Origin of the sequence: Pseudomonas sp. NPDC089530 (genome assembly GCF_050280705.1) — a bacterium.
In the GTDB taxonomy this organism is placed as follows: Bacteria; Pseudomonadota; Gammaproteobacteria; order Pseudomonadales; family Pseudomonadaceae; genus Aquipseudomonas.
This window is the reverse complement of the sequence record NZ_JBNNVU010000005.1, coordinates 11,835-35,586: the sequence shown is the minus strand read 5'-3', so window position 1 is coordinate 35,586 and position 23,752 is coordinate 11,835. Positions and strand designations below refer to the sequence as shown.

Below are 23,752 nucleotides of genomic sequence, written 5' to 3'. Positions count from 1 at the left end.
GGGCCCCCACGCCCGCTGTCGTGCATTGATTATTTCGCATCGAGGTTAATGGATATGAAAACACTCAAGGACTTACCACAACGCCGCGGCCTGCCCTTGCTGGGCAACCTGCACCAATTGGACAAGAGCGCCTTGCACCTGTCCCTGGAGCAATGGGCGCGGGACTTCGGCCACGAACCGTTCCGCTTGCAGATGGCCCATATGCAGTTCGTGGTCTTCAGCAAGCCGGAGCAGGTCCGCTACATCCTCAAGCACCGGCCTTCGCAGTTCCGGCGCATGAAGGAGATGGCCAGGCTGTTCGACGAAGTCGGCTTCAGCAGCCTGTTCACCGATGAAGGGGAGGCCTGGAAGCGCCAGCGGCGGCTGATCATGCCGGCGTTTTCCAAGCGCAGCCTGGTGGCGTTCACCCCGCAGATCGCCAAGACCGCCCTCAAGTTGCGCGACCGCCTGCGCGGCAATCTGGAGCAACCGTTGGACCTGCGGGACGACCTGCGGCGCTTTTCGGTGGACGTCAGTTGCCTGCTGGTGTTCGGTATCGACCTCAAGAGCCTGGAGCATGGCGACAGCCAGTCGCTGCAGACCTTCCATGACGTGGTCAACACCATCAACAAGCGCATGCAGGCCGTGGTGCCTTACTGGCGCGTGCTCAAGCTGCCGGCGGACCGGCGCTTCGACCGCTCCATGGACGAGCTCAAGAACCTGGTGATCGGCATCGCCCGGGACACCCGGGAGCGCCTGCGCCGCCAGGAAGACGTGGGGGCCCATTGCATCCTGCACACCATGCTCGAAGCCGTGGACAGCGAAGAGGGCGGGCTCAGCGACGACGAGCTGTTCGCCAACATGATGATCCTGATCCTGGGCAGCGAAGGCACCACCGCGGCGATGCTCGGCTGGCTGTGTTTTTTCCTCGGCCAGGACCCGGCCTTGCAAGACCGCCTGCGCCGCGAGGTGGCGCGCCTGGACCTGCACCAGCTCGACTATCACGCCCTGGCCGACCTGCCGCTGACGGAGGCGGTGATCGAGGAAACCTTCAGGATCAAGTCCACGGTGCCCGCGCTGTTGGTGGAGACCCTGGAAGACACGGTCATCGACGATATCCAGCTGGCACAGGGCACCCGGATCTTCGCCTTGACCCGGATCGGTGGCCTGAAGGACCTGGAGCAAGACTCGCTGTTCGATCCCGATCGCTGGCTGGACGAGCAGCAGGCCCTGATCGATCTGAAAGAGGCCCGGCAAAAGCAGTTTCCGTTCGGCTACGGCCCGCGTTCGTGCCCCGGCGCGCCCCTGGCCAACGTCGAGCTGAAAGTGGCGGTGGCGATGCTGGTCAAGTACTTCGACCTGGAACTGATCGACAAGGACCAGGTGAAGGACGTCTTCACCACCTCGGCGGTGCCGGATAACCTGAAGATCCGTCTCAGCCCCCGGGCGGAGCAGGAGCTGCCCGCGGCAGCGGTCGCGGCAACCGATGCCGTCTGACGCCCAAGCCCGCGCCAGCGGGCTGTTTCCCATGCTTGTGCTGACCCAGGTACCCCTATGCGGCTATTCACCGTTTCAGATCTGCACACCGACCATCCGGAGAACTGGAACTGGCTCGAGCGGTTGTCCCGCGAGGAGTATCTCGACGACACCCTGATCGTGGCGGGGGACGTGGCCGATGAGATAGGCCGCCTCAGGGCCAGCCTCGAACAGTTGAGCAGGCGTTTCCGGCAGGTGTGCTTCGTGCCGGGCAATCACGACCTGTGGGTGATCCGCTCGGACCTGCGCTCATCGTTCGACAAGTACCGCACGGTGCGCCAGGCCTGCCGCGACGCCGGGGTGCATACCCAGGCGTGCCGGGTGGGCAGCACCCTGATCGTGCCGCTGCTGGGCTGGTATGACTATTCCTTCGGCCCGTTCAACGAGACGTTGCGGGCCAACTGGATGGACTTCAGCGCCTGCCAGTGGGACGGCCATGACGACGAGGCGGTGAGCCGGGCCTTCGACGAGCTCAACCAGCAGCCCGATACCCGGGGCGTGCAGCACATTGTGTCGTTCTCCCATTTCCTGCCCAGGATCGACCTGATGCCGGACGGCGTGCCGCTGCAGTATCGCTACCTGTATCCGGTGCTGGGTTCCGTGCGCCTGGAGCGGCAAGTGCGCCGCCTGGGCTCCCGGACCCATATCTATGGGCACAGCCACCTCAACCGCCGCGTCACCCTGGAGGGCGTGACCTACATCAACAATGCGTTCGGCTATCCATCGGAACGGCATATCGCCAACAAAGCCTTGTTATGCCTGGGGGACCTGTGAGCACGCCCGACATTCGACCTTTGCACCTGGGCCCCGGGGAAATCCATGTCTGGAGCGCCCGGGACCCGCAGATCGACGACGCAGCGCTGTTGGCGCTGTATCGCTCCTGGCTGAGCGCCGAAGAAACCGAGCGCATGCAACGCTTCATGTTCGAACGCGATCGCCATCAGTACCTGGTCACCCGGGCGCTGCTGCGTTCGACGCTGTCGCTGTATGCGCCCTGGGTGGCGCCGCAGCAGTGGGTCTTCGCCAGCAATGCCTGGGGCAAGCCGGCCATTGCCGCACCCGCGGTACCGATGGCCTTCAACCTGTCCCACACCGAGGGCCTGGTGGCGCTGGCCCTGACCCTGGAAAGCAGCGTCGGGATCGATGTCGAGCCGCGGCAGCGGCTGGCCGACCTGGATCTGGCCGAGCGGTTCTTCTCCGCCAGCGAAGTGCGCTACCTGTCCAGCTTGCCGGCCGCTGACCAGGGGGCGCTGTTCATGACCTTGTGGACCTTGAAGGAGGCCTATATCAAGGCGCGCGGCCAGGGCCTGTCGATCCCGCTGGACAGTTTTTCCTTCGAGCTGGCGACGCCGGGGCAGATCGGGTTTTCCTGTCGGACGCTGGCGCCGTCCGAGGCACAGCGTTGGCGTTTCTGGCAGTGGGAACACGGGCCCTTCGTCCTGTCCCTGGGCTGTTGCCCGCCGTCGCGGCACTCGCCCGGGATGGCCGTGCAGCTTTACGAAACGGTGCCCGGGCGGCCCCATGCGCCAAGGAGCGCCGTCATGTGTCGCCTATCCCACAGGCAGGGACAGCCCCTCGTTCCCGGCTGGCGGGCCTGATCGCCCCGGGCATTCCCCGAGCCGCGGAGCCCCGGGGGGTGCACGCCGATAGCCAATCGCAATTACCCCTGGCTTTTCATCGCCAAATGGCAGAATTGGCCCGCTTGCCATGACCTAGTATGGCGGCTGTAGGGCGTTGTAAAGCGACTGGCGCACCGAGGTAACCGGCCCGGGGCGCAGGCAGTCGGTTGTCGGCCACCGGATAAAGGACCGGCCGCGTACGGGCGTCTCCCATACAGGGATCGGTCTGCAGCACGTGCAAGGAGCAGCGCATGACACCCGTGAAGCTGATGTTGAGCATTTTCCTTCCTTTGGTGCTGCTGCAGGGTTGTGGCAGCGACACGAAAAACCCCTGTGGCGACCGACCCGGCGAGCGACTCGACGAAGCCAAGTGCGTAGGGCGCGATGCCGACAGCCTCAAGGGCGCCGACGAGGACTACTACGCCGACATGGACTACGGCGTTTCCCGGCAGCCGCAGCTGCTGGTCGAGCGCCTGTCGCCCTTCATCCCCGGCATTACCGAGCAGCAGGCGGCCCAGGCCTTCGCCCGCGGGCGCAACAACTGGATCGTCTGGACCGCCGGCAACGACGCGCTGTGGGACAAGCTCTCGCGGGACAGCGTCGGTAACCTGGACCTGCTCAAGACCATCTCCAACCACCCGAGCCTGGCCTACAACCGCGACAAACGCTGGGAAGTGCTGGGGGTGGTGAACGAGCCTTGCTACGTCAAGGGCGACGGGCCGCGCCCGGATCGCTTCGGCCTGTGGCTGGACCGCCGCGACCCGGCCTGCGGCGCCGACCCGTTCGAGAACGAAGACAAATACCCGGGCGTGAAAATCGGCGCCCGGGGCAAGAACCTGCCGGCGGGCTCCTATTACGGCTACGGCACCGGGATCGTCGGCCTGCGGTTGTTCCCCAACCCGGATTTCGACGAGCAGGCGCAGAAGAAGTGGGACGCCAAGCGCTATTACGAAGACCCCAGCTATTACAACGACAGCAAGTTGGTCAAACCCTACCGGGTCGGCATGTCCTGCGGTTTCTGCCATGTGGGGCCGAACCCGACCAAACCGCCGGCCGATCCTGAGCATCCAGCCTGGGCCAACCTCAACTCCAACCCGGGCGCCCAGTACTTCTGGGTCGACCGGATCTTCATGTGGAAACAGGATAAGAGCAGCTTCCCGTTCCAGCTGTTCCACACCTCCAAGCCGGGGGCGCTGGACACTTCGTTCGTCTCCACCGACTACATCAACAACCCGCGGACCATGAACGCAGTCTACAACCTCAAGGCGCGCATCCAGCTGGCGTCGAACCTGGGCAAGGAGCAGCTCGCCGGCGGCGGGCTGAACAACCGGCAGTTCAACGACGTGCCCGGCGTGACCCCGGACAGCCCGCTGGCCCGGTACTACAAGCAGCCTGACACGGTGTTCACCCCGCGGGTGCTCAAGGACGGCGCCGACTCGGTGGGGGCCCTCGGCGCCCTGAACCGGGTGTTCATCAATATCGGCCTGTACAGCGAGGAGTGGACCAGCCACTTCCGGCCGCTGATCGGCGGCAAGCCGATCACCCCGTTCCGCATCGACGTGGCGCGCAAGAATTCATCCTACTGGAATGCCAACGAGGTGCAGACCCCGGACCTGGCGCTGTTCTTCCTGGCGTCGGCGACCCCGGACTACCTGAAGAACGCCCCCGGCGGCGCGGCCCATATGCAAGAGCCGGCGGCAGTGCTGGAGCGCGGCAAGGAAGTCTTCGCCGACAACTGCGCCCGTTGCCACTCCAGCAAGCTGCCGGAAAAAGCCTGGAGCTTCTTTCCCGAGCATGGCTGCGTGAACAGCGGTTACCTCAAGTGCTGGAACAACTACTGGGACTGGAGCAAGACCGCGGAATTCAAGACCGCGATGCGCGCCATCGTCAAGGATGACAAGTTCCTCGCCGACAACTTCCTGTCCACCGAGCTGCGGGTGCCGGTGACCCTGCTGGAAACCAACGCCTGCAGCCCGCTGGCCACCAACGCCCTGGGCGGCAATATCTGGGACAACTTCTCCTCCGGGTCGTACAAGCAATTGCCGGCGGTGGGCTCGATGCTGGTACAGAACCCCTACACCGGCGAAGCCTGGGAATACCCGATGCCGGCGGGCGGACGGGGTTATACCCGGCCGGCATCGCTGATCAGCCTGTGGTCCACCGCGCCGCTGCTGCTCAACAACCGCCTGGGTCAATTCCACTGGAAGGGCGGGGTCGAGGACCGCATGGCGTCCTTCGACAGCTCGATCGAGATGCTGCTGTGGCCGGAAAAACGCCAGGGCTCGTTCCAGGTCATGACCCGGTCCGGCAAAACCCACCCGGGCACTGTCGACGTCACCAGCGAAACCAGCTACCTGCGGGTTAGCAGCGGCTACCTGCCGACCTTCCTGCAACGTCTGGAAGGCCTGCTCAGCAGTTGGTTGCCCTGGCTGTTCGGCGAGGACGGCATCCAGCTCGGGCCGATTCCCCAGGGGACACCGGTGAGCCTGCTGTCCAACATCGACCTGGAGAAACACGACCAGGTGCTGGACCTGCTGCTGAAGATCAAGCATGACCTCAAGCAACTGCCGGAAGGCGCCAGCGACGAAGAAGCGCGCAAAGTCTTCGCCGGCCTGGTCAAGCCGCTGCTGGCAGTGAGCAAGTGCCCGGACTATGTGGTGGACAAGGGGCATTACTTTGGCACCAGCTTCATTAAGGGCGAGCAGGGCCTGAGCGATGAAGACAAACGGGCCTTGATCGCCTTGCTGAAGACCTTCTGAGGTGACAGCGATGAACGACACAGCGGATTACGAGTACATAGTGGTCGGGTCCGGGGCAGGGGGGGGCACCCTGGCCGCCCGCCTGGCCGAAGAGGGGCACAAGGTGCTGGTGCTGGAGTCGGGCAGCGACCCGGTGGCGGCGGGCAATGCCCCGCGGCTGCCGGAGGAGTACCAGGTGCCGGCGTTTCACCCGCGCTCCACCGAGAACGAGGCCATGCGCTGGGATTTCTTCGTGCGCCACTACAGCAGCGACGTGCGCCAGAGACAGGACCCCAAGTTCACCCGGACCTACCAGGGCGAAACCGTCGACGGCGTGCTGTACCCGCGGGCCAGTTGCCTGGGCGGCTGCACCGCGCACAACGCGATGATCACCGTCTACCCGCACAACCAGGACTGGGACCATATCGCCCAGCTCACCGGCGACCCGTCGTGGCGCGCCAGTGCCATGCGCGAGCATTTCCAGCGCCTGGAGAACTGCCATCACCGGCCGCTGCAACGGTTTCTCGCGCGGTTCGGCATCAACCCGTCGCGGCACGGTTTCAAGGGTTGGCTGCATGTGGAGAAGGCGGTGCCGGAGGCGGTGATCGACGACCTGTCGCTGGTGCGCTCGATCGTCAAGTCCGCCGACCAGGCGTTCAAGAGCCTGGGCGAGACCCTCAAGCGCATCCGCTGGCAGTTGCTGGGCGTGGGCGACCCCAACGACTGGCGGCTGGTGCGCGATGCCGCCATCGGCCTGCGCTATCCGCCGCTGACCACCCGCAAGCATCGCCGCAACGGCACCCGCGAACGCCTGCTGGACGTGCAGAAGCGCTACCCGGACCGGCTGCATATCGAGCTGGATGCGCTGGTCACCCGGGTGCTGATCGACGATCAATTGCGGGCTTTCGGCGTGGAGTACATCAAGGGTGCGGGGCTCTACCGGGCCAGCACCGTGCCGCGCAGCCCGGTCAGTGAGCCGCATCATGTGCGGGCCAGCCGCGAGGTGATACTCGCCGGCGGCGCCTTCAACACCCCGCAATTGCTGATGCTCTCCGGCATCGGCCCGCGCAAGCCCCTGGAGGCCCTGGACATTCCGGTGCGGGTCGAGCTGCCGGGGGTCGGCCGCAACCTGCAGGACCGCTATGAGGTCGGGGTGGTCAACCGGATGAACTTCGACTGCTGGGAAGTGCTGGAGGGCGCGCGTTACGCCAAGGGCGACCCGCAGTACGAGCAATGGGCCAAGGGCAAGACCGGCGTCTACTGCACCAACGGCGCGGTCCTGGCGGTGATCAAGAAGTCGCTGCGGCAGCGGCCGTTGCCGGACCTGTTCTGCTTCTCCCTGCTGGCGCCGTTCCGCGGTTATTTCCCCGGCTATTCGCAACTGATCGTCGAGCACCTGAACTACCTGACCTGGGCGGTGCTCAAGGCCCACACCAACAACAGCGCCGGCTACGTCACCCTGCGCTCGAAAGACCCGGCCGACACGCCGCTGATCAATTTCCGCTACTTCGAGGAGGGCAACGACACCCGGGGCGAGGACCTGCAATCGGTGGTGGAGGGCATCAAGTTCGTCCGCCACCTGGCCCAGCCGCTGAAGGACGCCGGGCTGATCGCCGAGGAAGAACTGCCCGGCGACGCGGTGCAGAGCGACGAGCAGCTCAAGGAATTCGTGATGAACCACGCCTGGGGCCACCACGCGTCCTGCACCTGCCCGATCGGCGCCGACGACGACCCCATGGCCGTGCTCGACAGCGCCTTCCGCGTGCGCGGGGTGAGTCACCTGCGGGTGGTGGACGCCTCGATCTTTCCCAAGATCCCGGGGTTCTTCATCGTCACCTCGATCTATGTGGCGGCGGAGAAGGCGGCGCAGGTGATCCTGCGGGATGCTGTTGCAGCAGAAGCGCAGATGGTGCGAGGGGCAGGGCAGGTTATGGCCGGTGAGGACAGAGCGGCCACGGTGGAGGCGATGGTTACGCCCAGGCGCTGAATGAGTGGAGAAGGCTGAGTTATCGATAGGCTCGGCTTTCCTCGCTGCCGAGGGTACAACGACCTTCGAATAATTCAGCATCAGCATTCGGAAACAGAACGGTTGCGTGGGTCGGCCGACATCTTATCGATCGGCAGGTAGTACGCCTTTGTTCATGCCCGCCCGCTGGGAGATCGGTCGATCTTCAGAGCGGGTAAAGGGCTTTGGGTGGAATGGCCGCGGCCAGGCATTAACCCTATACAAGGTCAATGCCCAGCGTGCACGGTGTTTTTTTACAACACGACAAGCCCCTAAGCGCTCTAGTCAGTCACTAGCACACTGACCAGTTCGCTACGCGAAAAGGCGCCTGTCACCGGGCTTTCGCCCGTGACCTCCACTTGTATGGTGTACGAACCTGACACCGGAGTATCGAGTTGCGATATCAGTTGTCTTGCGCCTTGTTGAAAGTGCACTACCGACTGTTGATGCGCCAGAATGTCCCGTTCTGGTAATAGCTGTTGACGCAGTGCCGCGAGTTTCGCCTGCGATTCAGGGACGCCTCGTGAGATGTGAGCAGGGTTCGCCCGCACCGAACCGAGTTGATCGTGATACTTGATCAAGGCATTGGCTAGACTGATGGTCGGCCGAATCACGGAGGCATGGGCTCGGACATTCGTCAGGGGCTCGCCGCCCTCGTTCAGATTGAGTTTTAGCTCCAGCGGCCGACCGACATTGTGAGTCTGGGCAATATCGACGTTGAGTTGTAGCTCCGCGATTGCATTGCGTGTTGACGACGGGTACTGCAGTGCGCCCCCCGTGCAGTTGATCGCTTGACCTGCGCCAGCGAATTCCAGCTGGACCTGCCATTCCCCCGGTGCCGGGTTGTCGACGTTATAGATGACAAAACCGTTGCCGATGATGGTCGGCTTCAACGGGCTGGTGGAGCCTGAAGGGTCGACCAGAGTCACTGACAGCTGATTGCCGGAAGGGCTGCCACGCGTGTAGGTGACCTCGGCGTTGGACCATACTGCCGAGATCTGCGCGCCACCAGAACGTTGAGATACCGTCGCCGGGATTAAACGGTAGTCGTTTGTGGGAATGTCTACGAGCTGGTTCGCCAGTAGCGCAGCCGAGGCTGTGTTCGAGCGGATCTCGTTATAGACCTTCATCATGTCGGCAGCGCGCGGAGCATAGAAAAACTTTCCGCCGGTGCGCTGGGCGATTTGTTTCAGCAGGTTTTGGTCAGAATGCGGTCCCATGGCGCAGGCCATGACTGGATAGCTGGGCAGCACGTCCAGGGGAGGTGGTCCCTCATTCTGGAAACCATCGGTCAAGAGCACACAAGCCTTCGGAAGACTGGCCGAGTCAAGGAAAGTGCGTGTCTGTTGTAACCCCAGACCTATGGCTGTGCTGCCGCCGGTGAACGATAGTTTATCGACCTCACCGGCTGCGTTGGCGGTGGCCGTCAGTGCCAAGTCGACGGTGGCCAAGCCTCCATTGCCGGTATAGACATTTCTTGCCGTGGTGTCATAAGCGACGACAGCAAGCTTATCTCCAGGCTTGAGCAAACGCAGGAAGGCCTTGGTATCGATGACGGTTTGCGCCACATAACCTTCGGTGGTCATGCTGTAGGAAGTGTCGACTATAGGAACGACTGAAACACTGGTCATGCTCTTTGCTCCTTTTCCAACCCCGAGCGGTCGACGCGTACAGCCAACTGGCCGAGCGCTGACGGCGCATCGAACAAGGCCCGCCCTTGTTCGTCGATGGTCGCCCTTGCGATGGGTGCGCCGTCAGATAGCAACTCAAGGTCAAGTCCTTGGGTCGATTCACCAGTGGCCAAAGTGATTTTGATAGTGATTGACATAATCAGGCTCCTTTTCAGTTCTGACGATCGATGAACGAGGTGACACCACGGGCAACAGATCCCACGAGCGTCGGCGGGGTATTGCGAAATTGCCGAAAGATATTTCGCCCGTTGGCTTTACCCGATGGATCTTCCGGCACGTTTAACGTCGGAAAGTAACTGCCTCGCAACTCAACGAAGGCCGACCAGGGCCCGGTGTAGGATTCGTTCAGGCCATTGGTATAACTGAAGGCGTAACGCACGGCGTTACCATCCACCCAGTTGGGGGGACTGGGCGTATGGCTCTGCCAGCCATTGGGCTGAAGCACCGGCGATGCCGTTGGCGGTTCCAGATAGCCGGTTGGTTTGTTCGGGTTGTAACTGGCTTTTAACAAGGCCAGGGTGCTGGCGCCCCACCAGTCTGCCGTCCAGTGACGGTCGTTGAGGTCGTTGATGTTTTGGCGGCGAAGTACCGTCGAACCTTGAGCCACGAACAAGGGGGAATAGTTGGCCGTGCTCAGATGGTTCTGCACCGCTTGCAGGTCGGGTAACAATGAGTTTGCGGCGTACTCGTCGGGTGTCGGCGCGGTGCCATAGAGGAAACTTTCAAAGACCTCGTCCACTGAACTTTGAACGATAAATCCAACGCGGTTGCGGTTACCGACATCGACGGTATCGAAGTAGCGCTTGTCGCCATAGGCATGCCAGTTATCGTCCTGAGTGTTGTTCACATTGAGGCCAAACTTACAGTCCTCATCATGCATATAGCGCGACAGAAAAGAGCTGACAAAGCCGGACGTGACAGTGTCGTGCAGCTGCTTGCGTGGCGTGCGCATGTGTCCGCCGGAAAACAGGTCTGATAGGAAATGGTCAGCGAAGGCGTTCATTGCGTAGGCCAGCTCAAGATCCTGGCGTTGTCCGCTTTTTCCCGCTTTGATCGCCTGTTGCAGCGCAGCGGTGTGGCCAGCCTTATAAGCGAGAACCGCCCAACTGCCGAAGTGGTCCCAGTTTACGGCTGCCAGCTTGAGATAACGACCCAGAGGGATTCCGGTAATACCCCCGCCGGTGATCTGGTTCCATTTCAGCGAGAGCGTATCGCCCAACTTGTCATAGGCTTCGTGCGCGGGCAAACCATCGTTGATCGCCTGGTTGGCGGCATCAATTTCCACCTGCATTACTTGTAGAATTTCGTGCGCTTCGTCCTTGGAGGCTGGTAATGTCGCCAGGGAGTTGAACGCCGCGTTAAAGCGAGCTATCCGTTCGGCGGCGGTTGCACCATCGGAAATCGGCTTATCGGGAATGCCATAGAAGTCTCCCCCCAACGCGACGATCTGGCCGTAGGTCAGAGCCAAACCATTGGGTAGATTCAATGGAACCTGCCATGCAGGGGTGCCCGTGTCGTTACCGGAAAAGTACAACGTTGCACCGTCTCCGATCGCCATATGTTCACCACCCTCGAATAGTTCGCTAGGGCCATTGCCTCTCCTGGTAGCCACTTGTACCGGTGGTGTGACCATTTTGTGGTACTTGATGGTGTGATTACCCAGATCCACCAGTACCAACTCGGCGCCATCGCCAGGCACCGGAATACCTTCTTCGGTGAACAGATAATCCAATCTGTCGTGAATCTTGCCATCGGGGGCAACGTTTTGCGGTACGCGTACTTTTGACATGTCCTTGTCTCCTGCGTGAGGGTTATAACGCTAAAAAATGGCGTATGAACGCCACCAGCGTGCAGACGCTACAAAGCGCACTGCACTTGCTGCTCTGGGGATAAAGCCGAGCTTCGGCAACAGTTACAAAATGGGCGCGGCCACACTTACGGCCAGTAACAAGCGACCTTGTAGTGCTGGAAGGAATGGTGGGAACGTTGTGCTGAGGCGGCCTGAACCGAGGGGGGGAACTCAACCTTGAGTTTTGACATGACCTTGCCTCCATGGCATGGCGAGCACTTGTCACATTTGCGAGTGACTATCGCGATACTGATTGACAACACTGCGAATAGAGATCACCTCGATCTTAGCTAAGGGTGGAGCGCAGTCAAACGTCGTTGACACCCAAATGCCTCCATTCGTCGTCCCAGTGTCGAAGTCATGTGTATTCAGGCATTACTGCCAGGAAGGTGAACTGGATCGCAACTATGCGCTAGGAGCACGTGTTTGCCCGCTGAGCTCTTCACGCACTTCGAACGTGCAGCCAACGTGTAAAGGATGAAGATGTAGCGGTGTACCAGGGCATCGGGCCCGAGCTTGCCATTGGAGCTCATGGCACTCGATTGTGTGCCTGCGGCAATTTGAGTGGGTAGGCAGCGCTCTCAAGACTGCCAAGGGGTTCCATAGCAGTCTGGTGCTCCGCTCAATACGGGGGCGTATTTTGAGATCAATGAGGTGTGACTCCGACTTAGGTCCTGCGTGTGGAGGTTCAAGGTGGGCACAGAATGAACTGGGGATGGAGTAACCTGAGCCGCTTGTACCTCTGCGCCGATGCTGGCACTGGGTAAAGAGTCATCGGGCCGCGCAAATATATGCCTCAAGGAGGGGTGCATATGAGGTCTATCACCGATCGCTTGTCGCCTTACAAGAACGCCCTGGACGTTTGGTCCTTTCGCCAGTTGCTGATCGGGCAGGGCCTGTCCATGGCTGGCGACGCCATTTGCCTGGCGGCGCTGCCGATAGCGCTGATCCGGGCCGGCTTCGCTGGCGAAATATTCGCTTGGGTCATGGCGGCGGTCGGCGTGGGGACGGTGATCGGCGCCTTGGCCGGGGCCCTGCTGGCGGACCGCAAGTCGGCGAAACAGCTGCTGATCGGTACCGATGTGGCAAGAGGCAGCGCCCAGTTGGCCGCGGTCGCCCTGATCCTTTGCGGCGCGCCCTGGTGGGGGCTGGTCCTGGTCTACCTGCTCTTTGGTATCGGTATCGGTGTTGCCCGTCCATGCGCCCAGGTGCTGCTGGTCAAGCTGCTGCCCACGCCAGCGCTGGTGGCCGGAAACGGCGCGATGAACTTCATCGATAACCTGGTGGCCATTCTGTTCCCCGCGACGCTGGGGGTGTTCATCATCCTCTGGGACCCGGTATGGGGAATCCTGATCGATGGCCTGACCTTCTTCGGCGCCGCGATCTATACCGCCCGCTTGCCTGATGGGGGGCGTCAGCCCTCCACGCCAGGGGCTTCCATCCGCGAAGCGCTGAACGGCATCAGGGTCATCGGCGGCAACCCGGTGCTGGGGCTCGGTTTCGCCGCGACCCTGGTGCTGAATGTCCTGTGCTTCCCGATATTCCTGGTGGTGGCGCCTTACGCCATCAGCCAGCGCTTGGGCGAGGAGATGTGGGGCCTGTGCCTGGCCGCTTCGGGGGTGGGCGCCTGCCTGGGTTCCATCGTCACGGTGCTGGCGGGCGGGCATGAGCGGCTGATCGGGCTGGCCGTGACCTGCGGTCTGTTCCTGGCCGGGGCGATGGCGCTCTTGGGCATGGGCAGTTCGGCCTGGATGGCGATCCTGGGGGCGACCTGCGTGGGAATCGTCGAAGCGTCCTGGCTCACGGGCTGGGCGACCGCCCTGCAAACGCTCGCGCCGGAACAGGACCTGGGCAAGGTCGTGGCGGTCGATACCTTGGTGACCAGCGGGGTACACCCCTTCATCTACCTGGGCAGTGGCCTGGTCGGCGGTATTGTCGGCTATTCCCAGGCACTGACCCTGACCGCCGTCGTCAGTCTCGCTGGAACCTTTTTAATCGTTCTGGCTTCCGGCCTGTTCATGCCCTGGATCGCCGGAAAAGATCAAATGCAGTAAAAGGCCGACCGATCGGCTGGGCTTGAATACACGCAAGAGAGGCGAGCATTGTGATTAGCCCGTCGGGTCGCGCAACCCTGCGCGACCCGACGGGTTCGATACGGGGTTAGATCCGGTGGATCTGGGTGATGTGCGGCTTGCCTTTGATCGGCGCGTAGATTTCCACTACCGCTTGCCAGCTATCCGAGGAGCCAGGCAGGGTGGCTTTGGACAGATAACGGTAGTTGGTGCCGTTGACGACCTGGGTCGACACTTTTTCGGGGGTGTAGTGCACACCCACGAAGCCGGCCAGGGCTTCCTTGAATACTTCTTTATCCTTGGGTGTCAGTTCGTGGTAAGGAGTCCATCCGCCAACAAAATGTTCTTGAGCCGACATACGATATATCTCCATATATAAGTTCCTACTCGTCTGGCTTTTCGGAGTCCGCCCCGTTTATTGAATGGTTTCCGGCATCCATGTCTTCGTTTGATCCCTGCTCGATCCGTGGCCAAGGCTCACGTTGATCCGCCGTGAGGTGAAGAGTAGCGCGAAGTGAACCCAATCTAATGCGAAAACGATATTTATTAGTGATATTTAAGATCGTTTGGTTTTAACGGCAAAGGGTAGCCGTCGGCGAGGAAATTCGCCGTAAAAAAAGATTGACCTTCCCAATGTGTCAAGTCGGATAACCGCAACGAAAGCGGTTTCGCCTCGGCGAATCCAGGTCGACTCAAGCCCGGGAAGGCACAACGATGACAGTCAAACAGGTAACTCTTTTCACGGCGACGCTAGGCGTCGCGCTCACGCTCGCTGGGTGCAAGGAAACACAACCCTCGGCCGCCGCGGCGTCACCACCCAGCGTTCCGGTGGCCGAGGTGGTCGTGCGGCCGGTGACGCCCTTTGTCGAATTCACCGGCTCGCTGACCGCGATCAAGCAAGTCGAACTGCGCCCGCGGGTGGCCGGCTACATTCAGGAAGTCAGCGTGCCCGAGGGCCGCTTCGTGGAGAAAGGCAGCCGGCTGTTTCTCATCGATCCGCGGGTCTTCCAGGCCGCGCTGGATGCCGCGAAGGCGCGCCTGCGGGAGGCCGAAGCGGCGGCGCTGCTCGCCCAGGCGGAGCACGCGCGAGCCGAACAGCTGTTCGCCAGGAAGGTCGTGGCTCGTGAGCGCCTGGACACGACCATCGCCTCGCGCAATGCGAGCAAGGCCCAGGTCGACGCCGCCAAGGCGGCGCTGGACGCCGCGCAACTGGACCTGAGCTTCACTCGCGTCACGGCGCCGATCAGCGGGCGAGTGGGCCGCACCCTCGTCACCGAGGGCAACTACGTCACCAGTGGCGTCACCCCTCTCACCACCATCGTCTCGACCGATCCGCTGCATGTGTATTTCGATGTCGACGAGCGCACCTATCTGCGGGCGCTCGCGCCGGGCCGGGCCAAGGCGGCCGAGCAGGCACCCAAGGTGAGGGTGGCGCTGCTCACCGACCAGAGCCATTCGCGGCCCAGTCGCCTGGACTTCCTGTCCAACGCCGCCGATCGCGGCACGGGCACGGTGCGGGTCCGCGCGCTCGTCGATAACCCCGATGGGCAACTGACCCCCGGGCTGTTTGCCCGGATCAGGCTGGAGACCGGCGAGCCGCAAGCCCAGGTGCTGATCTCCGATCAGTCGATCGGCACCGACCAGGGCAGCCGCTACGTGCTGGTGGTCGGCGAGGGCGACAAGACCCAATACCGGCCGGTGGAGCTTGGCCCGCTGGTCGATGGCCTGCGGGTCATCGACCAGGGCCTGCAACCGGGCGAGCGCATCGTCGTCAAGGGGCTGGTGCGCCCGGACATGCAGATCACGCCGCAGGTGGCCGAGATCGACGGGACGCCTGTCGCCAGGGCGCAAACCGTGGGGGTGACGCCATGACTTTCCCGCGTTTCTTCATCGAGCGTCCGATCTTTGCCATCGTGCTCTCGATCCTGATGATGATCGCCGGCATCGTCGCGTTCTTCCAGTTGCCGCTGAGCGAGTACCCGGCGGTGACGCCGCCGACGGTACAAGTGAGCACCGCCTATCCGGGGGCCAATCCCAAGGTGATCGCCGAAACCGTGGCGGCGCCGCTGGAACAGGCGATCACCGGGGTGGAGGGCATGCTGTACATGGCCTCGCAGTCGACGACCGATGGCCGCATGATCCTCACCGTCACCTTCGCCCAGGGGACGAATGCCGACATGGCCCAGGTCCAGGTGCAGAACCGCGTCTCGCGGGTGCTGTCGCGCCTGCCGGAAGAAGTGCAGCGCCAGGGCGTGGTCACGCAGAAGACCTCGCCGGACATCCTGATGGTGGTCCACCTGCTGTCGCCGGACAAACGCTACGACCCGCTCTATATCTCGAACTACGCCTATCTGCAGGTGCGCGACGAGCTGTCCCGCCTGCCGGGCGTCAGCGATGTCCTGGTGTGGGGCGCGGGGGAATACAGCATGCGCCTCTGGCTCGATCCGGACCTGATCGCCGCCCGCGGGCTGACGGCGGGCGAGGTGATTGCCGCGGTGCGCGAACAGAACGTGCAGGTGGCGGCCGGCTCGGTCGGCCAGGCTCCCGATTCCACTGCCGCGTTCCAGGTCACGGTGAATACCCTGGGCCGCTTGAGCGACGAGCAGCAGTTCGGCGACATCATCCTGCGCACCGGCGACAACGGCCAGGTGACGCGCTTGCGCGATGTCGCCCGGATCGAGATGGGCGGCGATGCCTATGCCCTGCGCAGCCTGCTCGACGGCGAGCCGGCCGTGGCGTTGCAGATCATCCAGAGCCCGGGGGCCAATGCCCTCGATGTGGCCCAGGCGGTGCGGGACACCGTACTGCGCCTGGAAGGCAACTTCCCGGCCGGGCTCAGCTCGCGGATCGCCTACGACCCGACGGTCTTTGTCCACGCCTCGCTGCAAACGGTGGCCACCACCTTGCTGGAGGCGATCCTGCTGGTGGTCATCGTGGTCGTGGTGTTCCTGCGCAGCTGGCGGGCGTCGCTGATCCCGCTGATGGCCGTGCCGGTGTCGCTGGTCGGCACCTTCGCCGTCATGCACCTGATGGGCTTCTCGCTCAATACCCTGTCGTTGTTCGGCCTGGTGCTGTCCATCGGGATCGTCGTCGACGACGCCATCGTCGTGGTCGAGAACGTCGAGCGCCATATCGAAAATGGCGAGCCGCCCACCCAGGCGGCGCGGCGTGCCATGGACGAGGTCACCGGTCCCATCATCGCGATCACCTCGGTACTCGCGGCGGTGTTCATCCCGACCGCGTTCCTGAGCGGCTTGCAGGGCGAGTTCTATCGCCAGTTCGCGCTCACCATCGCCATCTCCACCATTCTGTCGGCGGTCAACTCGCTGACGCTCAGCCCGGCGCTCGCCGGACTGCTGTTGCGACCGCGCCACGCTGGGGGCGCGGCATCGCCACACAGCCTGCGGGGCCGCGCGGCCCGATGGCTGCAAACCCTCGGCCGGCCGTTCCAGCATGCGCCGCACGCCTATGGCAACACGGTGCGCAAGGTGGTGCGAGTCAGCGGGGTGGCGCTGCTGGTTTACGCCGGATTGCTCGGGCTGACCTTCCTCGGCTTCAAGGCCGTCCCGCCGGGCTTCGTGCCGATGCAGGACAAATATTACCTGGTCGCCATCGCCCAGTTGCCGAACGCGGCCTCCCTGGACCGCACCGAGGCGGTGGTCAAGCAGATGTCGGGCATGGCGCTGGCCGAGCCCGGGGTCGAAAGCGTGGTGGCGTTTCCCGGGCTGTCGATCAACGGCTTCGTCAACGTGCCGAACGCCGCGGTGATGTTCGTCATGCTCGACCCGTTCGAGGAGCGCACGAGCGCGGACCTCAGCGCGATGGCCATCGCCGGGCGCCTGCAAGCCCGGTTCGCCGGGATTCCCGACGGCTTCCTCGGGGTGTTCCCGCCGCCGCCGGTGCCCGGCCTCGGTGCCACGGGCGGTTTCAAGATGCAGGTCGAGGACCGCGGCGGCGCCGGGCTCGAGGCCCTGGCCCAGCAGACCCGGATGCTGATGATCAAAGCGACCGAGTCAGGGCAGGTGGCCGGGCTGATCACCAGTTTCGACATCAATGCACCGCAGCTCGACGTCACGGTCGACCGGACCCAGGCCAAGAGCCAGGGGGTCCGTCTGGCGGATGTCTTCGAGTCGCTGCAGGTCTATCTCGGTTCGCTCTATGTCAACGACTTCAACCGCTTCGGCCGCACCTACAAGGTCACGGCTCAGGCCGATGCGGAACACCGCATGCAGGCCGAAGCCATCAGCCGCTTGCAGGTGCGCAACGCGGCGGGGGCGATGCTGCCGTTGTCCTCGTTCGTCACCGTCACGCCGGGCTCCGGTCCGGACCGGGTGATTCACTACAACGGCTACCCCTCGGCCGACATCTCCGGCGGCGCGATGGCCGGCGTCAGTTCGGGGCAGGCGGTGGCGCTCATGGAGCGCCTGGCGAAGGAGCTGCTGCCCGATGGCATGACCTTCGAATGGACCGACCTGACGTACCAGCAGAAACTCGCCGGGGATTCGGCGCTGTTCATTTTCCCGCTGTGCGTGCTGCTCGCCTATTTGATTCTCGCCGCGCAATACAACAGTTGGCTGCTGCCCCTGGCGGTGCTGCTGATCGTGCCGATGTGCCTGCTGAGCGCGATCATCGGTGTGTGGCTGGTGGACGGCGACAACAATGTCTTCGTGCAGATCGGGCTGGTGGTGCTGGTCGGCCTGGCCGCCAAGAACGCCATCCTTATCGTCGAGTTCGCCCGCAGCCTGGAGGCCGAAGGGGCGCGCACGCTGGATGCGGTCATCGAGGCGTGCCGCTTGCGCCTGCGGCCGATCCTGATGACCTCGTTCGCCTTTATCGCTGGGGTCGTGCCCCTGGTCATGGCCAGCGGCGCCGGGGCCGAGATGCGCCAGGCCATGGGGGTCGCGGTGTTCGCCGGGATGCTCGGGGTGACGCTGTTCGGCCTGTTCCTGACGCCGGTGTTCTATGTGTTGGTCCGCGGCCTGGCGGCCCGCTTCGAGCGGCCCGCCCAAGGAGTGATGCCGCGCTTGGAGGAGAACCCATCATGAGCGGTCCCAGCCCAAAAATCCTGCTCCCCCTCAGTGCGCTGATCCTGCTGGCCGGATGCGCGGCGGTGGGCCCCGACTACTCACCGCCGGCGGCGCAGCTGCCCGCCAGCTTCGGCACGACACCCGCGGGCCTCGGCCCGGGGGCCGTCGAGGTGGAGTGGTGGCGGGGCTTCGACGAACCGGCGCTGACCCGCCTGGTCCAGCAGGCGCTGGCCGCCAACCACGACATCGCCATCGCCGCCGCGCGGCTCGACGAGGCCAAGGCCGTCCTGCGGGAAAACCGCCAGGACTTCCTGCCCCGCGGCGGGCCTGCGCTTGGCTATGAGGCGGTGCGGCGCAGTGAGGTCGAGACGCCGCCCGGGCAGCAGCGCGAAATCGAAACCTATCGCGGCGCCGTCGATGCGTCCTGGGAAATCGACCTGTTCGGTCGCGTGCGGCGCTCGGTGGAAGCGGCCCAGGCCCAGGTGGGGTCCCGCGAGGCATTGTTGCGCGGGGTGCAGGCCAGTATCGCCGCCGCGGTGGCGGCCACCTGGTTCGAGCTGCGGGGTATCGAGGCCGAACAGGCGGTGGTCGACGACATCAGCCGCAACCAGCGTGAAAGCCTGGAAATGGTCGACCGGATGCTCAGCGCCGGCTCGGCCCATGAGTTCGACCGGCTGCGGGCCGAGGCCTTGTTGCGCAATGTCGAGGCGGTCGCGCCAGGGCTGGAGCAGCGCCGCGCGGCCGCGAGCAATGCCCTGGCGATCCTCCTGGGGCAAGCGCCCCAGACGTTCAGGCCACCCGTATCCACGCCCATGGGCGAAACCCTGGCGGTGCGCACGATCAGGGTCGGCGACCCTGTGGGGCTGCTCTCGCGGCGTTCCGATATCGCCGCTGCCGAACGCAACCTCGCGGCCCAGACCGCGGGGATCGGGATCGAAACCGCCGGCCTCTATCCCGAGGTCCAGGTCCGCGGATCAATCGGGCTGGTGGCGGGAAATCTCGACGCCTTGGGCGACGCTGGAGCGACGTCCAGTTTCCTCGGCCCGGTCATTCGCTGGTCGTTGCTCGACAGAGGGCGGGTGCGCGCAAGGATTGCCGCCAGCGAGGCCCGTACCCGGGAGGCGTTGATCGTCTACGACCAGACCCTGCTGCGCGCCTTGCAGGAAACCGACGATGCCTTCAAAGGCTATGGCGCCGCGGGCCAGACCCTGGAACTGCGCCTGCTCGAGTCGGCGGCGAACCGCGAGGCGGCGAATCTTGCACGGGTGCGGTTCATGGAAGGCGAGGGCGTCTACCTGGATGTGCTCGAGGCCGAACGGTCCGACTTCACCAGCCGGCGCGCACTGACCATCGCGCGCACCCGCCAGCGCCTGGCCATTGTCGGCATCTACAAGGCCCTGGGCGGGGGCTGGGAAATCTGCTCCCAGGCGGATCGCGCCTGCGGCACGGCCGACGCGACGACGCAGTTGACGACGGCGCAGGAAATCGCCGCCAGGCCTTGACCTTGCCCTCTTGGCAAGGTCCAGGCTGTTCCGCAACCGATATCTCAAGGAGCAATTCAATGACTTCCGTTGCTGTCCAACCCTTAAACACCCACCTGAGCCTGCCGGTCGAAGGCATGACCTGCGCGTCCTGCGTCGGTCGGGTCGAACGCGCGCTGAAAATGGTCCCCGGCGTGCAGACGGCCGCGGTCAACCTCGCCACCGAACGGGCCGATATCAGCTTTGCCGGCCTGGCCGACCCGCTGACCGCGGTGCAGGCCATCGAACGCGCGGGGTACGCCGTGCGCGAAGAAACCCTCGAGCTGGCGATCGAGGGCATGACCTGCGCGTCCTGTGTGGGCCGGGTGGAGAAGGCGCTGCGGCAGATCCCGGGGGTACTCGAAGCCAGCGTCAACCTGGCGACCGAACGGGCCTGGGTACGTCACCTGGCGGGGCTGGTTTCCACGGTCGACCTCGAAGCCGCGGTCAAACGGGCGGGGTACCAGGCCCGCCGCTTGTCCAGCGCAACGACGGACGCAAGCGATCAGGACGACGCCCGGCGCGAGAGCGAGGCGCGGACGCTGCGCCGCTCGTTGCTGATCGCCGCGGTCCTGACCTTGCCGGTGTTCGTCCTCGAGATGGGCTCGCACCTGATTCCCGCCGTGCACCATTGGGTGATGGGCGTACTGGGGCAGCAGACGAACTGGTACCTGCAATTCGTCCTCGCCACCCTGGTCCTGTTCGGGCCCGGGCTGCGCTTCTTCCACAAGGGCGTACCGGCGCTGTGGCGCGGCGCCCCGGACATGAACTCGCTGGTTTCGGTCGGCACGGTGGCGGCCTACGGCTATTCGGTGGTCGCGACCTTCACGCCCCAGGTGCTCCCGCAGGGGACCGCCAACGTCTATTTCGAGGCCGCGGCGGTCATCGTCACCCTGATCCTGCTCGGCCGCACGCTGGAGGCGCGGGCCAAGGGCAAGACCTCGCAGGCGATCAAGCGGCTGGTCGGGCTCCAGGCCCGGACCGCCCGCGTCGAGCACCATGGCCATAGCGTTGAAACCCCGCTCGACCAGGTGCGGATCGACGACGTGGTCTTGGTGCGTCCGGGGGAGAAGATTCCGCTCGACGGCGAGGTGATCGAAGGCGCCTCGTATGTGGACGAGAGCATGATCAGCGGCGAGCCGGTGCCGGTGTCGAAAGGGCCGGGCGCGGAAGTCGTCGGTGGCACGCTCAACAAGACGGGCGCCTTCAGTTTCCGTGTCACCCAGGTCGGCGCCAATACGGTACTGGCGCAGATCATCCGCCTGGTGGAGCAGGCGCAGGGTTCCAAGCTGCCGATCCAGGCCCTGGTCGACAAAGTGACCCTGTGGTTCGTGCCGGCGGTGATGGCCGCGGCGACGCTGACCTTCCTGACCTGGCTGTTGTTCGGGCCGGCCCCGGCGCTGACCTTTGCCCTGGTCAACGCGGTGGCGGTACTGATCATCGCCTGCCCGTGCGCCATGGGGCTGGCCACGCCGACCTCGATCATGGTCGGGACGGGCAGGGCGGCCGAGCTTGGCGTGCTCTTTCGCAAGGGCGAAGCCTTGCAAGCGCTGCGGGACGTGAGCGTGATCGCCCTCGACAAGACCGGCACGCTGACCAAGGGCCGCCCCGAGCTGACCGACCTGATTACCGCCGAGGGCTTCGAACAGGATGAAGTCCTGGCGCTGGTGGCGGCGGTCGAGAGCCGCTCCGAACACCCGATCGCCGAAGCGATTGTGGCCGCCGCCCGGCAGCGCGACCTGGCCGCCGCCCCCCTCGAGGGCTTCAACGCCACGCCGGGCTTCGGCGTATCGGCCAGCGTCGGCGGCCGGACTGTCGCCGTCGGCGCGGACCGCTTCATGACGCAACTGGGCCTTGATGTGTCGAGCTTCCTGGCCACCGCCCGGCAACTGGGCGAGCAAGGCAAGAGCCCGCTCTATGCGGCGATCGACGGCCGCCTGGCGGCGGTGATCGCGGTCGCCGATCCGATCAAGGAAACGACGCCGGAGGCGATCAAGGCGCTTCATGCCCTGGGACTCAAGGTGGCCATGATCACCGGCGACAACGCGGCCACGGCCGCGGCGATCGCCCGGCAACTGGGCATCGACGAAGTGGCGGCCGAGGTCCTGCCCGACGGCAAGGTCGCGGCGCTGAAGGCCTTTCGCAGCCAGGGTGCCCGGGTCGCCTTCGTCGGGGACGGCATCAACGATGCGCCGGCGCTCGCCGAAGCGGACGTCGGGCTGGCCATCGGTACCGGTACCGATGTGGCGATCGAGGCGGCTGACGTGGTGCTGATGTCCGGCGACCTGCGCGGCGTGCCGAATGCCATTGCCCTCAGCCAGGGGACGATCCGCAATATCAAGCAGAACCTGTTCTGGGCCTTCGCCTACAACGCGGTGCTGATTCCGGTCGCGGCGGGGCTGCTCTACCCGCTGAACGGCACCTTGCTGTCGCCGATCTTCGCCGCGGCCGCGATGGCGCTCTCCAGTGTCTTCGTGCTCGGCAACGCGCTGCGGCTCAAGCGCTTGCAGGCCCCCCTGGCGCTCGAATCCCGCTCCGCGGCGCCACAGCCGAGCACAACGCCATGAGCAAACGTATCGAGATCCGCCAGGCCGGACGTACCCTCGCGGTACCGGAAGGCGCGACCCTCCTCGACGCGGCACTGGCCGCGGGCATCGCCTATCCCCATGGCTGCCGGTCTGGCCGCTGCGGAGCCTGCAAGTCGCGCCTGGTCACGGGGGAGGTGGAACTGCTGGATCACAGCCGTTTCGCGCTATCGGAGGAGGAGAAGGCCCAGGGGCTGATCCTCGCCTGCCGGGCCATCCCGAGAACGGATGCGCTTATCGGCTGGCTGGGCGGCGACGAAGAGCTCCCGTCCCATCCCCGGCGCCGCCTGGACTGCCGCGTCAAGGCAATAGCGGATGCCACCCACGACATCAAGCACATCCAGCTCGTTGTCGACGGCGCCGATCCGCTGGCCTTTACCCCGGGGCAATACGCCCGGCTGACGTTTCCAGGCGCTCCGCCCCGGGATTTCTCCATGGCCAGCGGCCCGGGCGGGGCGGAGCTGGAGTTCCATATCCGCCGGGTGCCCGGCGGTGCCGCGACCCAGCGCATCCATGGGCTGCTGAAACCTGGAGACCCGGTCTCGGTCGAAGGGCCCTTCGGCTCTTCCTACCTGCGGGAACAACACACCGGGCCGATCTTGTGCGTGGCCGGCGGTTCGGGCCTGGCGCCGATCAAGGCAATAGTCGAGGCGGCCATTGCCCGAGGCATGAAACAACCGATCCATCTCTATTTTGGTGCCCGCAGCCCCCGGGATCTGTATCTGGTCGAGCATTTCGAGCGCCTGGCGCAACGGCACCCCAATCTGAGGTTCACCCCTGTTCTGTCGGATGCCCCCTTTGGCGGCCGCTGGCGTAGTGGCTACGTCACAGACGCCATTGCCTGGGACCTGCAGGCTCTGGACGGCTGGAAAACCTACGTTGCCGGGCCGCTGGCGATGGTCGAGGCGGCCATGCAGCTCACCACGGCCCGTGGCTTGCGAGCCGAGGACCTGCACGCCGATGTGTTCTTTACCCCCACCGAAGTAGGTGCGGGCAAGTAACGAACAATGCTTTGGAATGGCAAGTGCATTTATTGTTGCGCGAGCAAGAGTGGCTCAGCCTATAGGCAGGCATGCTTGGGCGTTCGACGAAAGTCGATGCCCGAAGTGCAGGCTTAGTTGCATATCGCCA

Annotated in this window: 15 protein-coding genes; 11 read left to right on the top strand and 4 right to left on the bottom strand. The window is 64.3% G+C overall.

Annotated elements, in window-relative coordinates; all coding sequences use genetic code 11:
• Positions 1 to 54 precede the first annotated feature (54 nt).
• The 5 genes from ACQKQA_RS03360 to ACQKQA_RS03340 all read left to right on the top strand — a co-directional run bounded on the left by ACQKQA_RS03360 (position 55) and on the right by ACQKQA_RS03340 (position 7,859).
• Positions 55 to 1,476, top strand: a complete 1,422-nt coding sequence (locus ACQKQA_RS03360; protein ID WP_427553507.1) for a cytochrome P450 — start codon at positions 55 to 57, stop codon at positions 1,474 to 1,476.
• 57 nt (positions 1,477 to 1,533) lie between these two features.
• Positions 1,534 to 2,289, top strand: coding sequence for a metallophosphoesterase (locus ACQKQA_RS03355; RefSeq protein ID WP_427553504.1), 756 nt, complete (start codon positions 1,534 to 1,536; stop codon positions 2,287 to 2,289).
• Positions 2,286 to 3,113 (top strand): 4'-phosphopantetheinyl transferase family protein, encoded by an 828-nt coding sequence (locus ACQKQA_RS03350; protein WP_427553501.1) that lies wholly within the window; start codon positions 2,286 to 2,288, stop codon positions 3,111 to 3,113. Before ACQKQA_RS03355 ends, ACQKQA_RS03350 begins: the two co-directional genes overlap by 4 nt.
• Positions 3,114 to 3,385: 272 nt before the next feature.
• Positions 3,386 to 5,893, top strand: a complete 2,508-nt coding sequence (locus tag ACQKQA_RS03345; protein WP_427553498.1) for a hypothetical protein — start codon at positions 3,386 to 3,388, stop codon at positions 5,891 to 5,893.
• Between the two features lie 10 nt (positions 5,894 to 5,903).
• Entirely contained in the window at positions 5,904 to 7,859 is a 1,956-nt protein-coding gene (locus tag ACQKQA_RS03340) for a GMC family oxidoreductase (RefSeq protein ID WP_427553496.1), read from the top strand.
• 299 nt (positions 7,860 to 8,158) lie between these two features.
• Here ACQKQA_RS03340 and ACQKQA_RS03335 read toward each other — a convergent pair whose 3' ends face one another.
• Genes ACQKQA_RS03335 through ACQKQA_RS03325 form a run of 3 tightly spaced genes read right to left on the bottom strand, consistent with a single transcriptional unit; the run spans position 8,159 to position 11,357 of the window.
• Entirely contained in the window at positions 8,159 to 9,508 is a 1,350-nt protein-coding gene (locus ACQKQA_RS03335) for a vWA domain-containing protein (RefSeq protein ID WP_427553493.1), read from the bottom strand.
• Positions 9,505 to 9,705 carry a hypothetical protein gene (locus ACQKQA_RS03330; RefSeq protein WP_427553491.1) on the bottom strand — a complete coding sequence of 67 codons (201 nt, stop codon included), beginning with the start codon at positions 9,703 to 9,705 and terminating at the stop codon, positions 9,505 to 9,507. The genes ACQKQA_RS03335 and ACQKQA_RS03330 overlap by 4 nt, the downstream gene beginning before the upstream one ends.
• A gap of 14 nt (positions 9,706 to 9,719) precedes the next feature.
• On the bottom strand, positions 9,720 to 11,357 hold the full coding sequence (locus tag ACQKQA_RS03325) for a phospholipase (RefSeq protein ID WP_427553488.1): 1,638 nt from the start codon (positions 11,355 to 11,357) through the stop codon (positions 9,720 to 9,722).
• 872 nt (positions 11,358 to 12,229) lie between these two features.
• On the opposite strand from ACQKQA_RS03325, the gene ACQKQA_RS03320 reads away from it, so the two are divergent.
• Complete coding sequence (locus tag ACQKQA_RS03320) at positions 12,230 to 13,471, top strand: MFS transporter (protein WP_427553486.1); 1,242 nt, start codon at positions 12,230 to 12,232, stop codon at positions 13,469 to 13,471.
• A 106-nt stretch (positions 13,472 to 13,577) separates the two neighbouring features.
• Here the strand turns inward: ACQKQA_RS03320 and ACQKQA_RS03315 are convergent, their stop codons facing one another.
• Positions 13,578 to 13,847 (bottom strand): hypothetical protein, encoded by a 270-nt coding sequence (locus tag ACQKQA_RS03315; protein ID WP_427553484.1) that lies wholly within the window; start codon positions 13,845 to 13,847, stop codon positions 13,578 to 13,580.
• Between the two features lie 356 nt (positions 13,848 to 14,203).
• On the opposite strand from ACQKQA_RS03315, the gene ACQKQA_RS03310 reads away from it, so the two are divergent.
• From ACQKQA_RS03310 to ACQKQA_RS03290, 5 genes are read left to right on the top strand one after another with little or no spacing between them, the layout of a single operon-like run.
• Positions 14,204 to 15,361, top strand: coding sequence for an efflux RND transporter periplasmic adaptor subunit (locus tag ACQKQA_RS03310; protein ID WP_427553482.1), 1,158 nt, complete (start codon positions 14,204 to 14,206; stop codon positions 15,359 to 15,361).
• Complete coding sequence (locus ACQKQA_RS03305; RefSeq protein ID WP_427553480.1) at positions 15,358 to 18,534, top strand: efflux RND transporter permease subunit; 3,177 nt, start codon at positions 15,358 to 15,360, stop codon at positions 18,532 to 18,534. The genes ACQKQA_RS03310 and ACQKQA_RS03305 overlap by 4 nt, the downstream gene beginning before the upstream one ends.
• Entirely contained in the window at positions 18,531 to 20,018 is a 1,488-nt protein-coding gene (locus tag ACQKQA_RS03300) for an efflux transporter outer membrane subunit (protein WP_427553478.1), read from the top strand. The genes ACQKQA_RS03305 and ACQKQA_RS03300 overlap by 4 nt, the downstream gene beginning before the upstream one ends.
• 59 nt (positions 20,019 to 20,077) lie before the next feature.
• Positions 20,078 to 22,603 carry a heavy metal translocating P-type ATPase gene (locus ACQKQA_RS03295; RefSeq protein ID WP_427553475.1) on the top strand — a complete coding sequence of 842 codons (2,526 nt, stop codon included), beginning with the start codon at positions 20,078 to 20,080 and terminating at the stop codon, positions 22,601 to 22,603.
• Positions 22,600 to 23,622: a 2Fe-2S iron-sulfur cluster-binding protein gene (locus tag ACQKQA_RS03290; RefSeq protein ID WP_427553473.1), complete on the top strand. Its 1,023-nt coding sequence runs from the start codon at positions 22,600 to 22,602 to the stop codon at positions 23,620 to 23,622. The genes ACQKQA_RS03295 and ACQKQA_RS03290 overlap by 4 nt, the downstream gene beginning before the upstream one ends.
• Positions 23,623 to 23,752: the final 130 nt, after the last annotated feature.

Excerpts from the sequence above, each read along its gene's own strand:
- ACQKQA_RS03330 (WP_427553491.1), bottom strand. The coding sequence starts at position 9,705 with ATGTCAATCACTATCAAAATCACTTTGGCCACTGGTGAATCGACCCAA.
- ACQKQA_RS03295 (WP_427553475.1), top strand. The coding sequence starts at position 20,078 with ATGACTTCCGTTGCTGTCCAACCCTTAAACACCCACCTGAGCCTGCCG.
- ACQKQA_RS03300 (WP_427553478.1), top strand. The coding sequence starts at position 18,531 with ATGAGCGGTCCCAGCCCAAAAATCCTGCTCCCCCTCAGTGCGCTGATC.
- ACQKQA_RS03290 (WP_427553473.1), top strand. The coding sequence starts at position 22,600 with ATGAGCAAACGTATCGAGATCCGCCAGGCCGGACGTACCCTCGCGGTA.
- ACQKQA_RS03345 (WP_427553498.1), top strand. The coding sequence starts at position 3,386 with ATGACACCCGTGAAGCTGATGTTGAGCATTTTCCTTCCTTTGGTGCTG.
- ACQKQA_RS03360 (WP_427553507.1), top strand. The coding sequence starts at position 55 with ATGAAAACACTCAAGGACTTACCACAACGCCGCGGCCTGCCCTTGCTG.
- ACQKQA_RS03315 (WP_427553484.1), bottom strand. The coding sequence starts at position 13,847 with ATGTCGGCTCAAGAACATTTTGTTGGCGGATGGACTCCTTACCACGAA.
- ACQKQA_RS03320 (WP_427553486.1), top strand. The coding sequence starts at position 12,230 with ATGAGGTCTATCACCGATCGCTTGTCGCCTTACAAGAACGCCCTGGAC.
- ACQKQA_RS03355 (WP_427553504.1), top strand. The coding sequence starts at position 1,534 with ATGCGGCTATTCACCGTTTCAGATCTGCACACCGACCATCCGGAGAAC.
- ACQKQA_RS03310 (WP_427553482.1), top strand. The coding sequence starts at position 14,204 with ATGACAGTCAAACAGGTAACTCTTTTCACGGCGACGCTAGGCGTCGCG.
- ACQKQA_RS03305 (WP_427553480.1), top strand. The coding sequence starts at position 15,358 with ATGACTTTCCCGCGTTTCTTCATCGAGCGTCCGATCTTTGCCATCGTG.
- ACQKQA_RS03335 (WP_427553493.1), bottom strand. The coding sequence starts at position 9,508 with ATGACCAGTGTTTCAGTCGTTCCTATAGTCGACACTTCCTACAGCATG.
- ACQKQA_RS03325 (WP_427553488.1), bottom strand. The coding sequence starts at position 11,357 with ATGTCAAAAGTACGCGTACCGCAAAACGTTGCCCCCGATGGCAAGATT.
- ACQKQA_RS03340 (WP_427553496.1), top strand. The coding sequence starts at position 5,904 with ATGAACGACACAGCGGATTACGAGTACATAGTGGTCGGGTCCGGGGCA.